The sequence below is a fragment of the Enterococcus hailinensis genome (genome assembly GCF_045862035.1).
In the GTDB taxonomy this organism is placed as follows: Bacteria; Bacillota; Bacilli; order Lactobacillales; family Enterococcaceae; genus Enterococcus_A; species Enterococcus_A hailinensis.
Window position 1 is genome coordinate 1 of sequence record NZ_BAAFRV010000016.1, and the last position, 12989, is coordinate 12989.

The following is a 12989-nucleotide window of genomic DNA, read 5'->3' on the forward strand; positions in this document are numbered from 1 at the left end:
ATCGTAATCGAATCCATAGTTCGATTCATTACTTAACTCCACAGGAGTTTGAAGATTTAGAAACAGAGAAAATGTCTTAGCAGTCTCTACTAAAATATGTCCAAGATATTGACTCAAATCCAATAATAAGCCTGAAATCTTGACCCTCGCTGCTAAAATATTAGGTTATCTACATTTAGAAGTGACTGAACAAAAAATAGAACTCTTGGCGATTTCGCTTTATGTTCAAAGTGTAGGTATTCGCTTAGGCAAGCCGGTTAGCTTTCAGCGAACCCAAAACATGATTCTTACATCTTTAGCTATACCTGAAAAACCACCCTTCTTACCTGATTGGACAGAAAAAGATTGGCAGCTTCTAATGACTTTTATTCAAAGCTATGAGCCTTTTGGTTTTACTAAAAACTTGAAACCTTTCCCGGAAGAATACGAACATCGATTTATGCGCATTTCCACTAGTTGGATTACGTCATTCGAACAATTTTTTCTCCCATTATCGCCTGAAAAAAAATTACTTGCTCAAGAATTACAGCGCCGAGAATTGGTTAGTCGTAACTTTTTCAAAATGAACGAGAATTTTTTTCATATCCAAGATTTTACTATTGGTTTTAAAGAAAACTATCCCAGCTATTTCAATCGTTTTGCTACTTTTTGGGACCAATTCATGCAACATCATGAACTAGAGATTACCCAAGAGCATTTACTATTTCAAAATCATTTATTGATTTGTCTTTATTTATGTCCAATAGAAAGTATTTTGCCTGAACTAAAAATCAATTTACAGTCTGATTTAAATTTTCTATTAACACATCATCTTAAAGAACAAATTGTGATTAGTCTCAAACAGACACACCAAGTTCAATTTGTTGATTCAAAAGAACAAGCTCAGCTCGTTATTATCACCACCCCGCAAAAAATTATTCTGACTCCTGCGCAACAATCTTTATTGGTCAGACTACCTTTTACCTATCAAGATAGAGCTGTTTTACAAAAAATCGCACATCGTATCGTATGATCGATTTTAATTAAAAAAGTCCCGCTGCTATCAAATCTGATAGTAACGGGACTTTTTTTAGTTGGTCTTATTTTGTAATTGGGTTTTTTCTGCTTTTACATATTCTATCTGCTTATCGATAATCTGTTTTGCTGTTGGTGAATTATAACGATTCAATTTGGTATCAATCTCTTCAAGACTTTCCAACAATTGCGCTTGCTGCGCTAGAACTGCTTCTTTATGTGCTTGAAGCAAAGCCTTTCTTTGAGGAATTGTTTTTGATCCTACCATACAATAATCAATATATTGTTTGATTTCATTGATCGGCATCCCTGTATTTTTTAAACAACAAATCGTGTGGATCATACTAAGATCGGAATTAGTAAATTCACGATAACCTGAAGTATTTTTTTCAACAAAAGGCAAAAGGCCTTTCTTATCATAATAGCGAATCGTCGAAATCGTTAAATTGAATTTTTCTGCCACGTCTTTGATCGTATATGTTTCAAGCATGGTACTCTCTCCTTTACATGCGAACTTTATAAACAATTTAGTTGCCCTAAACCTAGGTTTAGGGATTATGCTTACCATAAAGCTAAAATAAAAATTAGTCAAAACGGAGGTTTTATTATGAAAACTGCTTTAATTACTGGTGCAAACAAAGGAATCGGCTACGCGATCGCTCAAAATCTTGGATTGAAAGGTTGGCATGTCCTGATTGGTGCCCGAAATCAGACAAGGGCCGAAGCGGCGGTCAATCAATTGCATGAGGCTGGTGTCGAAAACGCTGATTTTGTACTAATTGATCTTAGTAATCCTGTTAAAATCAACTCAGCAATCCAAATCATCAACAAAGAATTTTCTACAATCGATTTGTTGATCAACAATGCCGGGATCCCTGGTGGTCATGGTTTAAGTTGGGAAGAAGAACTTAACGATTTAGAGGCAACGATGCAAGTAAACTTCTTTGGTACCTTCCAATTGACTCAAGGTTTATTACCGATCTTAGAATCAAATCATGGTCGGATCGTCAATATCACGATTCCGACTGGAGCAAATCCTTTCTGGAATCCATTTGCTTATAAATCAACTAAAGCTGCTCAAAATGTCATGATGCAAGCACTAGCGATCGATTTTGAAAAAGAAAATAAAAATCTTGAGACGTTTAGTATTCATCCTGGACCAACTACGACAGATCTCAATGGGAATATGACCGCTGAAGGTTTTCATACTCCTGAAGATGTTGCTGAAAAAATTGCTGAGATTCTTTTAGACGAGCAGTCTCATCAAGGAGAGCTTTTAGAAATCTATGGTGAATTAAAATAATCACTACAAAAAAGGAAGCCTATATATTTAAGGCTTCCTTTTTTGCTTAAATTAGCATTCTACCTTTAAGCAATATAACAATCAAAATCATCAACATTGCGCCTAAGCAAGCAGTTTGAAGAACGGTCAACAACATATACCGCCTATCGATCTGCTTTTTTTGGACTTTTTCTAACAGACTAAAAGAAGTAAAAATTGTAAGTAACGTCAACACCAACAACACTTTCAACATTGAACTTCCCCTCTCTTCTCTTACTATTAATCATACCTTGAAGCTAATAGTAGGAACGAAAAAAGAAACATCTTTTACAATTTTGTCCATCTCTATTTATTCAATTAGAACTCTTTACACTCATTTTATTACGTAATTTCCCTTTAATATGTTGATACGTCAAAAATTGTTGACGGGCTCTTTTGATTGCTTTATACCGTTTAGGTTGTTTCTTATAAAATTCTTGATGATAATTTTCAGCAGGCCAAAAAATAGCAGCTTCTCTGATTTCGACGATAATCGGCTTTTGGTAAGTATTCGCATCAATGACTTGCTGCTTTTTACTTTCTGCCAGCTTTACTTGCTCAGCGGTCGTCGCAAATATAATCGGCCGGTATTGAATCCCACGGTCTTGAAATTGGCCTAAAGCATCGGTCGGATCGATGATTTGCCAATAAAGTTCTAGCAATCCTTGATAACTAATGATCCGTGTATCAAAAATAATTTCGACGGCTTCCACATGCCCGCTCGTACCACTACTCACTTGGTCATAGCTAGGATGAGACAGCTCTCCGCCAGTGTAACCGGATAATACTGAAATGATGCCTGCTTGCGTTTCAAATGGTTCTACCATACACCAAAAACAACCACCTGCAAAAATAGCTCGTTCTTGAAAATGAGGGTCTTGGATTTGATGCTCAGTCAATGTAGTTACTTTGACGTCATTTCCGATCAATCGTTGATAAAAGTCGGAGACATCTGGAGTTAGATTGTTTCGTGTCGCTAGTGGCCGTAATTCCATCTCTAATTTGGCTAATTGTTCCTTTTGATTGCCTCGATTTTCTAAAGCATCTTTTGTATTCATTAATAGATAGCGTTCCCATTCTCTGGTGCTAGGATTCAATATTAAGTTATAGATATCTCTCAATAATTCTTCTGTCGTCCGCATGATGATCGTCTCCTTCAACACCTTCAATTTCCCTTGAAATTTATCATACAATGATAAAACATGCGAATTTTAGGTTTCAAAAAAGTATTCCTAACTTACATGTACGCCTACTTTGTTCTCCAATACCGAAATCAGCCGATCATTTTTTTGATTTGACCTAAAAAAAACACTCAGAAATATCTGAATGTCTTTTTATTTTAAGCATCTTGTTTGGTCATAATCACGGGACCATCTTTGGTAATCGCAATTGAATGTTCATACTGCGCACAAATACTGCCATCTAATGTCCGCGCAGTCCAACCATTACCATCGATTCCGGCTTCCCAAGTTCCTGTAGTGATCATCGGTTCAATCGTGATCGTCATTCCTTCTTTTAAACGCGTGCCTTTTCCAGCTTCACCAAAATGGGGGAAAAATGGTTCTTCATGAATTGTTGGTCCAATGCCGTGAGCGAGAAAATCTTGAACCACACCATAACCTTTGGCTTCAGCATATGATTGGATCGCATGTCCAATATCACCTACGCGATTCCCCACTTGAGCTTCTTCGATCCCGATCATCAATGCTTCTTTTGTTACATCCATCAATGCTTGATGTTCTGGAGTGATCTTACCGATCGCATATGTCCAACAACTATCTGAAATTGCTCCATGGTAGTCGACACAAAAATCGACTTTTAACACATCACCTTCTTTTAAACGATAATTAGATGGAAAACCATGACAAATTTCATCATTTACACTGGTACAAGTCGCAAATTCATAACCTTCAAAACCAATTTGAGCTGCAGTTGCTCCAGCAGCTTCGATTTTTGCTTGAACAAATTGATCAATTTCTTTCGTCGTAATTCCAGGGACGATAAATGTCCGTAATTGTTTGTGGATCCCTGCTAAAATAGCCCCTGACTCTTTCATTTGTTCGATTTCTCTTGCTGATTTTAATGTGACCATCTTCATACTCCTTCATTAATACTTTGCTAGTTATACCACGAATCAATTATTTAGAAAAGCATTGCCCTTCTTTATTGCCATCGAATGCTATGAATTTAATTTCAGTTTAAAATTTTTTAAGGGTCCTTGTTGCCACTGAAGATCATTTTTTAGATAACTTTGTCCGTATGCGACGATCCAACCATGTAAATTTTGGGCTTTTATAGTATCCATTTCTGCTGGCCACTGGATGTTATCTTTTAATTGTCGATAGCCTTTCGATTCGATCCCCATTCTACTGAATAGTCGTTGAGCATATTTATCCGCTATAAACGTCGATTTTTCAAATACATAAACCAATAGTACATCGGCTGTTTCTTCACCGATACCTTTGATAGCTAGTAATTCTTGGCGTAAAGTATCAAAATCCTTTGTCCTTACTTTTTTTAAATCAAACTCAGACTTAGTTAACCATTGGAACACTCGCAAAATCGTGGCTGATTTGGCTTTATAAAATCCACTAGGGCGAACCATTTCTTGTAGCTGTTTTTCACTCAATTGACTAATTTTTATTGGTGAGAAGCCCGTTGCTTCTTCCAAATTAAGTAAGGCATAATCAACATTCCGCCAATTCGTATTTTGTACCAAAATAGCACCTAATAAAATTTCCCATTTATTATCGGTATCCCACCAACGCCCTTGATCCATAAATTTTTCAAAAGCTGTATAAAGTTCTTCAATATTTGTGATCATCTCATTTTCCTAACGTATGTATTAATTTCATTCCCAAACTCGATCTTGAATGATTCCGGCAGCCTTTAAGAACATCGTTGTCACAATCGGTCCCACAAATGTGAAACCTCTTTTTTTCATATCTTTAGCGATCATCGTCGCAGCAGGAACAACATTTGTGATCGTATCGCTCGATTCATACTCATAAATCAGCGGCACACCGCCTACAAAATCCCATAAGTAATCAGCAAAACTATCATAATCAGCTTGTAATCGTATGATAGCTTGCGCATTTTGAACAACTGCGTTGATTTTTCTTGGGTTGCGGATCATGGCGGGATCCTGACTGATCTTTTCAATCTCTTCTGGAAATAAAGCCGCCACTTTAGCAATGTTTAACTGACAAAAATTTTGTTCAAAAACAGCTCGCTTACTAGCTGCTACTTTCCAACTCAAACCTGCTTGAAATATCCCTACAATCAATAATAAAAAGAGTAAAGAATCATCTTTAGTTGGTTTCCCCCATTGATCACTGTACCATTGATAATTTTTCATCTGATTTATTCCTCTTAACATCTACTATGATTATCCTAACATCAATAACTAAAAAAAGCGTCTGAATCAACTTTTATTGATCCAGACACTTGATTTCTATAAATTGTTTTGTAAGTCTTCATAAAAAGCTGCTTTAGTTGCTGAGATATACGGATTTAGCCATAAATAACCAATTCCTATGGTTAGTATTGCTAAGATATGCCAGCCAATAAATGATAAATCCAGCCAGAACAAACGACCTTTCTGTCCTTTCATCAAACGACGGCTTGCAGTGATCGTATCCAATACTTTAGGTTTTTCACCTGTTGTTTGAATTTGATCATAATAGATAAAGTAGCTTTGCGTATAGGCATAGGCTTTAACGATCCCCGGAATAATAAACAGTAACGTCCATAATGAGATAAAGATATTCGTAATAATAGCTAATAAAATCACTCCGCCTAAAAAGACTCCTTGAAATCCACGGAAGGCATCTTTGAATGGATCGATTTCAGTTCTTTCTCCCCGCAATAAATCCAAATATGTCCAAGAGATTCCACTCATAAATAAAGCACTGATAATAGCTGAAACTAAACTTGTCCCGCCTCCACTAGCATTACTTTGCTGATATTCAGAGACTGAAGAAACCATGCTATCACCGGAACCATGAAAGAAAAACCAAACAGCCCCAGCTAAAAATACAAAAAATAGAACCGCAATTCCTAATAACGTTGGGATAATATTCAAAAGGACTGCTTTTCCCCATCTTCCTTTTAACACCTGTTTTGCTTCCATTTTTAATTCGCCTGTTGTTTTCATTTTCTCCACCTTCTTTCTTATTTAATAATTATAAAGTAGTTACTATTAAAAGTCATTTTGTACCCTTTGACTTCACTGTTGCTTGTTTATCTGCCACTCAGTAATTTATTTCCATATTTTCTGAGCTTTCCTATTCGTTCAAGTCAAATGAATGCTAAAATAAGAAATCATATGAAATAAGGAGATCACTGTTCATGACACACGCTCTAGAAATAAAAGATTTAAGAAAAAAGTATGCCACTGGTGTCGAAGCACTTAAAGGTATTGACCTAATCGTTGAAGAAGGCGACTTCTATGCATTGCTTGGACCAAATGGTGCTGGAAAATCAACAACGATTGGGATCATTACTTCATTGGTCAATAAAACTTCAGGAAAAGTAAACGTTTTTGATTACGATCTTGATACTGATTTAGTCAGTGCTAAACAACAGATTGGTTTGGTCCCTCAGGAATTCAATTTCAATCCTTTCGAAACTGTCCAACAGATCGTCGTCAATCAAGCCGGCTACTATGGGGTTTCCAAAAAGGAAGCCTTGATTCGCAGTGAAAAATATTTGAAGCAATCTAATTTATGGGAAAAACGCAACGTTCGTGCCCGCATGCTTTCTGGCGGAATGAAGCGCCGCTTAATGATTGCGCGAGCATTGATGCACGAACCAAAATTATTGATTTTAGATGAACCCACAGCCGGTGTCGATATTGAATTACGTCGTGAGATGTGGACGTTTTTGCGCGAACTGAACGAGCAAGGAACCACGATCATTTTGACGACACATTATTTGGAAGAAGCCGAGATGTTATGCCGAAACATTGGGATCATCCAATCTGGTGAATTGATTGAAAATACAAGTATGAAATCACTCTTAGCCAAGCTTCAATTTGAAACATTTATTTTTGATCTAGAACCATATCAAACTCAACCGACTATCACTGGGTTCAAACATACGTTTACTGACGTCCAAACTCTAGAAGTTGAAGTAGTACGTGATCAAGGAATCAATGATTTGTTTGAACAACTGACAAAACAAGGAATCAAAGTACTATCGATGCGCAACAAATCAAATCGCTTAGAAGAACTATTCCTAAAAATCACGGAGGAAAACCATGTTTAATTTATATTTCACTGCGTTAAAAAGTTTAGCAGCAAAGGAAACAAATCGTTATTTAAGAATCTGGGTTCAAACTTTGGTGCCCCCAGTCATTACGACCTCTTTATACTTTGTCATCTTTGGTAATTTAATTGGCGGCCGGATCGGAGACATGGCTGGTTTTTCTTATATGCAATTTATCGTCCCTGGTTTGATCATGATGTCTTCGATCACTAGTTCTTATGCGAATGTTTCTTCTTCGTTTTTCTCACAAAAATTCCAAAAAAATATCGAAGAACTATTAGTGGCACCAGTTCCAACTCATATCATTATTTGGGGCTTCGTTGCTGGCGGTGTCGGTCGCAGTATTTTAGTCAGCGCTTTGGTCACAATCATTTCATTACTTTTTGTGCCCTTACACGTCTTTTCTTGGGGGATCGTCGTGATAACCTTGTTGATGACGGCGATTTTATTTTCATTGGCTGGACTATTAAATGGAATTTTTGCCCAATCTTTTGATGATGTCTCGATTGTTCCAACATTTGTTTTACAACCGTTGACCTATCTTGGCGGCGTCTTCTATGCGATTTCGATGCTACCACCGTTTTGGCAAGCTGTCTCAAAAATCAATCCGATCGTTTATATGATCTCTGGTTTCCGTTATGGTTTTCTTGGTGTAATGGATGTCTCGATCGTAGTTTCAATGAGTATTTTAGTTTTATTCATTGCGGTACTTTACAGTGTTTGCTGGTATTTGATTGATCGTGGACGCGGTCTAAGAAGTTAAAAAAAAACTGTAGCAAAAGTGTTTTCTACTTTTGCTACAGTTTTTTTTAATAATAGACTTCATCCAAGAATAAACCTTGTGCAGGTGCAGTTTCTCCCGCAGCTTCACGAACCTTTTGTTCCAATACTTCATCGATGATTGTCACTGGTAATTTTCCAGCACCAATTTCTAAAATCGTGCCCATTAAGATCCGGACCATCTTATGTAAGAATCCATTTCCGACAAAAGTAAAATGCAGCATATTCCCTTCTTGTTCAATGGTAATTGAATCGATGGTTCGAGTGGTTGATTTTTTACTTTTTTTCAAGGCCGAAAAACCAATAAAATCGTGCGTACCTTCTAATTTCTCGCAGGCTTCATTCATTTTAGCAATATCTAATTTTTGCGGGAAATAAAAGCTATGATAACGTTCAAAGGCAGTTGGAATCGGATTGTTCCAAACGTAATAGCTATATTGTTTTCCTTTGACATTGTAACGAGCGTGGAAACGTTCTGGCATTTCTTCGACTTTTTTTACTACGATATCACTTGGTAGATAACGATTGAAAAAACTCAACATATCATTTAACGACATTTCTGAGTTTGTCTTAAAGTTAGCCACTTGACCAAGAGCATGGGTGCCGGCATCAGTTCTACCTGATCCAATGATTTCGATTTTTTCTGTCGTCATTTGAGTAATGACACTTTCAATTTTACCTTGGATCGTTTTTTCTGAATCGCCTAATCGTTGCCAGCCTAAATAACGTTTACCATCATACTCAATGGTCAATTTGATATTTCTCATTATTTACAAAATCTCCTATTCAAAAGTTCTATTTTTCTACTGACTCAATGTACCACATATCCCTGACAGGCTCTAGTAAATAATTAAAAAGAAAAAATAGACTTAGTAAAAAGACTAAGTCTATTTGTCTTTATTTTCCAATCACTAATCTTCTAGTATAGACAGCTTGACCAGAATGCATCGTAGCATCATCTATGACCGAAATGATTCTGTCTTGACGAGTAACAGGCGGTGTCCAATTCGTGTCAATAATGTCGCTTAATTTTTCTTCAGGTAATTCTTTCAAATAATTTTTAGTAAATGTAATACTATCGGCCAAATAATCTTTAAGCAATTGATAATCTTCGACTACAACTTTTGCTGCTTCCTCCGGCGTATGCTGCCAATCCTGAGTATCATCAGGCAAGTCTAAAGCAAATTTTTTCGTCCAACCTTCACTTGTCCAAAGCGGTTCACTTTGGTTAAGATCTGAAATTTGTAAATCAATTTCCCGCGCTGTATGCCACATCAACCAAGCAACTGATTTGATCAGTAGTTCTGGCATTTTATTGGCTTCTTCTATGGTCAATTGTGTCAAGGTTTCTTCAAAACGTTCTTGCGCACGATCCAACATTTCTATCGCAAACTCAGTGTTTTTCATTGTATTTCCTCCCACGTTTTTCTTCTTTTACCTTACTACGTCAGTCAATTTTGGGCAACTATCTACTCTAAATATCAAAAAACGAAGCGCTCAAAAGAGGGCCTCGTCCAACTCTTCAAAAGACTGTTCCAGTATGCGGACCGCCGTTTGAATATAACATTCACAATTCTTTTTACCTAAAAGTTGCTCACAATAAATAGAACCATGAGTCCTTTCAAAATCTTGTCTCATTTTTTTGAATAGTTGTTCTGTTTTAGTACTTTGACTTATAGCTGGATCCATTTGATCGACTTGCTGAACAAGATGATTGATCACGATAAAGTTTCCTGCCAAGGCTCCGCAGATACCTTTATAAAGACCACCACCATAATTTTCTCCAAGAACAATCGCTTGTTGTTCATCAATACCCATAGATTCTCGATAGCTGCAGTTGATCGCCTGGCAACAATTGAGCCCTTTTTGAAAATGAATAACTGCCTGTTCTGATGATTTCATCAATATATGCTCCTTTTTAAAAAGCTTTAGTCAATGTGACACAGTCGACTCCGTCTTCATCGTAAGGCTCTCCGACCCGACTATAGCCCATTTTTTGATAAAATAGTTCAGCCGTTAATTCCGCATGAACAAGACTTCTTTGATAGCCTTGTTCAATAGCAAAAGCCTCTAAGCCTGAGACTACTTCGCGCCCAAGATTTTTCCCTCGATACTCGTTTAATGTTGCGACTCGGCCGATTCGAACCGTTTGTTCATTTTCAATCAGTAAACGAGCAGTTGCTACAGGTGTTAGCTCATCAAAAACAACGCTATAGATTGTTTCGGCAGTATCTTGATCATCAAACTCATCAGCGATTGCCAAATGACGTTCGATCACAAAGACATTCATTCGAACGTAACAACTAGCAGCTCTCAAATAAATTTCATTGCCAATTTCTGTTTTCATTTGTATCATACCTCCTTTTTCTCAACGGGTTTTTGATATTTTTTAGTTATCAGACCGGCTTCTTTAATAAATGGTGAGGGATCAACTGCTTTGTTATTGATCGTTTGTGGAAAGGTGACATATAGATTTTCTTTGGCACGCGTGATAGCCACATACATTAAACGCCGCTGTTCTTCCATTGTTGTTGGCGGTGCGGCTTGTTCTTTTGCTTGTTGAAGTTGGCAACTTGCCTTTTTTACAGTGTGGTGATTAGGCAAAGCATCTTGATACACGCCTTTAAGAAAAATATTTTTCTTTCCTAGTCCTTTACTGGAATGAATCGATAATAAATACACTGCATTCAATTTGTCCTGATCATACTCTTTTAGTCGACGCTTCATTCCTTGATTTTGCTGACTCGCTTGTTTGAAGGCCTCCATTAAGCCAGCCCAATTGGCCGCAGCTAGTAATTCTTTTGATAGCCAATCGGCTTCTTCTTCACTCAAGTCTTTTTTGAATTTCGGTGTAGAAAGTAATGCTTGTGCTACTGGGGCTAAATCTAATTCTTTTCGTTGGTAGAACAGGTAAACTTGTTTGAAAAATGCTTTAGCTGATGCTTGTGCAGGTAACGAAATATTCTTTTCTTTGACTAAAAAAGCCACTAAATCATTGATTTTAAATTTATTTTGACTGAATAGTTCTTCGCTGAATTTTGTACTCGTTCCAAACTTAATAAAATGAAAAAAAGCATATTGTTGAATAATCTTTTTTAAAGCCGTATTTTTTTGTACAGCCGTCGTTGCCTCAGCCATTTGCTGTAGCTGCTGAAATAAATTTTTGAACAACGGCAACCCGAATATCCCCAGCAAATCATCATTTGAAGGCGTTACGAAAGGAATTTTTTGCTTTTCCAATTGTTTTAGCAATGATCGCAACTGAACTCGTGTAGGATAAAGAACCATCGTGTCTCGATAATCTGGTTTGCCATCTTTTAATGAATCAGCCTTTGCTAATGCTTGAATTTTTCTTCCAATCCACTCCGCCTCCTCATCATCATCTGGAAAACAGATACTATAACAATCATGATTTGCAGCTGTTTTTGCAGCTGTCATCGTTTTTTCTAAGCGATCGTGTTCATTGTGTTTGATCAACTGATTGCCCGCATTAACGATCGGAGCTTCCGAGCGGTAATTAGTCATTAATTTCAACGAGGTTTGTTGGTATTCTTCTTCAAATAGTTGGATATATTTAGGTTCTGCCCCACGAAAATAATAAATACTCTGATCGTCATCCCCTACGATGATCAATTTACTGCTATTTTTTGAGGAATGATTTTTATCTGGTGGACAAATCAAAGCCACAATTTGTTTTTGTAATGGATTGATATCTTGAAATTCATCAATAAAAATATACTGATATTTTGCTTGCAGTACTTTTCGTGCCGCAGCATCATTTTCTAAAATGATTTTCAAATTGAACAACATATCATCAAAATTTATAAATTGCTGTTGTTGTTTGATCACTGATAACTCTGTTAAAAATTGTTGAAACACTTCACTCAACTTTTGATTAGGTAGTAAATCCTCTTTATCAAAATATTTAGCAACAAATTGGACCATTTCTAAATCAGAATACCCCATATTACGCCAATAACTGATTCGCGAACTGATCGTGCGTTCTTCAAATTTATCAAAATTATACAATCGATATTTTTTTATCAATTGATTGACCGTTTGATAATATTGATCTTCGTCAATCGAACCCGAAATCCCCCATTGTCGCAATGCTGGATTTTTTCGAATCAACTCATTGTATTCGAGATTGAACCAACCATGAAATGTTTGAACTCTCAATCGGGCATTACCGCCAAGATAACGATTCACTCGTACTTCCATCTCTAATTTAGCTTTACGAGAAAACGTACACATCATAATTTTTTTAGGATCAATTTTTTCTTCTAAAATAAGATAGGCTGCTTTAGCACAAATCGTTTGCGTTTTTCCGCTACCCGCTCCAGCAATAATCCGTAAATGAGTTTGCATTGGAAATTGAATCGCTCTTAATTGCTCTTGGCTAAATAACATTCCACCATTTTGTGCGACTAAATAGTCTAGTGTTGTATTTTTATTGTTATTAGTTTCAATTAATTCGTCTTTTATGTAATCAGAAAGTTTTGACATGAATCGTGTATTTCCTTTCTATGTAAAAATCCATACTCACCCATTATACCTAAAACAATTCGTTTTGATAGTTTTGCTATTAACTGTAATTGATTCGTAA

The 12989-nt window shown here is 36.6% G+C and carries 16 protein-coding genes; 4 read left to right on the forward strand and 12 right to left on the reverse strand.

Annotation, left to right across the window (positions count from 1 at the left end; all coding sequences use genetic code 11):
• The first annotated feature begins 139 nt into the window (after positions 1 to 139).
• On the forward strand, positions 140 to 1012 hold the full coding sequence (locus ACKTSC_RS10695; protein WP_407857583.1) for a hypothetical protein: 873 nt from the start codon (positions 140 to 142) through the stop codon (positions 1010 to 1012).
• Between the two features lie 57 nt (positions 1013 to 1069).
• Here the strand turns inward: ACKTSC_RS10695 and ACKTSC_RS10700 are convergent, their stop codons facing one another.
• Complete coding sequence (locus ACKTSC_RS10700; protein WP_407857584.1) at positions 1070 to 1504, reverse strand: MerR family transcriptional regulator; 435 nt, start codon at positions 1502 to 1504, stop codon at positions 1070 to 1072.
• Between the two features lie 117 nt (positions 1505 to 1621).
• On the opposite strand from ACKTSC_RS10700, the gene ACKTSC_RS10705 reads away from it, so the two are divergent.
• Positions 1622 to 2317: an SDR family NAD(P)-dependent oxidoreductase gene (locus ACKTSC_RS10705; RefSeq protein ID WP_407857585.1), complete on the forward strand. Its 696-nt coding sequence runs from the start codon at positions 1622 to 1624 to the stop codon at positions 2315 to 2317.
• A gap of 46 nt (positions 2318 to 2363) precedes the next feature.
• On the opposite strand, the gene ACKTSC_RS10710 is transcribed toward ACKTSC_RS10705, so the two are convergent.
• The 6 genes from ACKTSC_RS10710 to ACKTSC_RS10735 all read right to left on the reverse strand — a co-directional run bounded on the left by ACKTSC_RS10710 (position 2364) and on the right by ACKTSC_RS10735 (position 6491).
• Positions 2364 to 2549 (reverse strand): hypothetical protein, encoded by a 186-nt coding sequence (locus tag ACKTSC_RS10710; RefSeq protein WP_332653607.1) that lies wholly within the window; start codon positions 2547 to 2549, stop codon positions 2364 to 2366.
• A gap of 100 nt (positions 2550 to 2649) precedes the next feature.
• Positions 2650 to 3477: a peptide-methionine (S)-S-oxide reductase MsrA gene (gene msrA / locus ACKTSC_RS10715; RefSeq protein ID WP_407857586.1), complete on the reverse strand. Its 828-nt coding sequence runs from the start codon at positions 3475 to 3477 to the stop codon at positions 2650 to 2652.
• Between the two features lie 197 nt (positions 3478 to 3674).
• Positions 3675 to 4427 (reverse strand): type I methionyl aminopeptidase, encoded by a 753-nt coding sequence (gene map / locus ACKTSC_RS10720; protein WP_332581539.1) that lies wholly within the window; start codon positions 4425 to 4427, stop codon positions 3675 to 3677.
• Between the two features lie 87 nt (positions 4428 to 4514).
• Complete coding sequence (locus tag ACKTSC_RS10725; RefSeq protein ID WP_332581540.1) at positions 4515 to 5159, reverse strand: endonuclease III domain-containing protein; 645 nt, start codon at positions 5157 to 5159, stop codon at positions 4515 to 4517.
• 27 nt (positions 5160 to 5186) lie between these two features.
• Positions 5187 to 5693 carry a DNA-3-methyladenine glycosylase I gene (locus ACKTSC_RS10730; protein ID WP_332653613.1) on the reverse strand — a complete coding sequence of 169 codons (507 nt, stop codon included), beginning with the start codon at positions 5691 to 5693 and terminating at the stop codon, positions 5187 to 5189.
• 96 nt (positions 5694 to 5789) lie between these two features.
• The gene (locus tag ACKTSC_RS10735) at positions 5790 to 6491 is read right to left on the reverse strand and encodes a DUF975 family protein (RefSeq protein WP_407857587.1); all 702 of its coding nucleotides are present in this window, start codon (positions 6489 to 6491) and stop codon (positions 5790 to 5792) included.
• 194 nt (positions 6492 to 6685) lie between these two features.
• Here ACKTSC_RS10735 and ACKTSC_RS10740 point away from each other — a divergent pair, with 194 nt between their 5' ends.
• Both ACKTSC_RS10740 and ACKTSC_RS10745 read left to right on the forward strand, forming a co-directional pair.
• Positions 6686 to 7603, forward strand: coding sequence for an ABC transporter ATP-binding protein (locus tag ACKTSC_RS10740; protein ID WP_332581543.1), 918 nt, complete (start codon positions 6686 to 6688; stop codon positions 7601 to 7603).
• A complete protein-coding gene (locus ACKTSC_RS10745) occupies positions 7596 to 8366 on the forward strand; it encodes an ABC transporter permease (RefSeq protein WP_071857762.1) in 771 nt (256 codons plus the stop codon). The genes ACKTSC_RS10740 and ACKTSC_RS10745 overlap by 8 nt, the downstream gene beginning before the upstream one ends.
• A 46-nt stretch (positions 8367 to 8412) precedes the next feature.
• Here ACKTSC_RS10745 and truA read toward each other — a convergent pair whose 3' ends face one another.
• From truA to ACKTSC_RS10770, 5 genes are all read right to left on the reverse strand, one after another.
• The gene (gene truA, locus ACKTSC_RS10750) at positions 8413 to 9150 is read right to left on the reverse strand and encodes a tRNA pseudouridine(38-40) synthase TruA (protein WP_407857588.1); all 738 of its coding nucleotides are present in this window, start codon (positions 9148 to 9150) and stop codon (positions 8413 to 8415) included.
• A 130-nt stretch (positions 9151 to 9280) separates the two neighbouring features.
• Positions 9281 to 9790, reverse strand: a complete 510-nt coding sequence (locus ACKTSC_RS10755; protein WP_407857589.1) for a DinB family protein — start codon at positions 9788 to 9790, stop codon at positions 9281 to 9283.
• A gap of 90 nt (positions 9791 to 9880) precedes the next feature.
• A complete protein-coding gene (locus ACKTSC_RS10760; protein WP_407857609.1) occupies positions 9881 to 10285 on the reverse strand; it encodes a C-GCAxxG-C-C family protein in 405 nt (134 codons plus the stop codon).
• A gap of 16 nt (positions 10286 to 10301) precedes the next feature.
• On the reverse strand, positions 10302 to 10730 hold the full coding sequence (locus tag ACKTSC_RS10765) for a GNAT family N-acetyltransferase (RefSeq protein ID WP_332581548.1): 429 nt from the start codon (positions 10728 to 10730) through the stop codon (positions 10302 to 10304).
• Between the two features lie 5 nt (positions 10731 to 10735).
• Positions 10736 to 12889 (reverse strand): ATP-dependent helicase, encoded by a 2154-nt coding sequence (locus ACKTSC_RS10770; RefSeq protein WP_407857590.1) that lies wholly within the window; start codon positions 12887 to 12889, stop codon positions 10736 to 10738.
• Between the last annotated feature and the right edge of the window lie 100 nt (positions 12890 to 12989).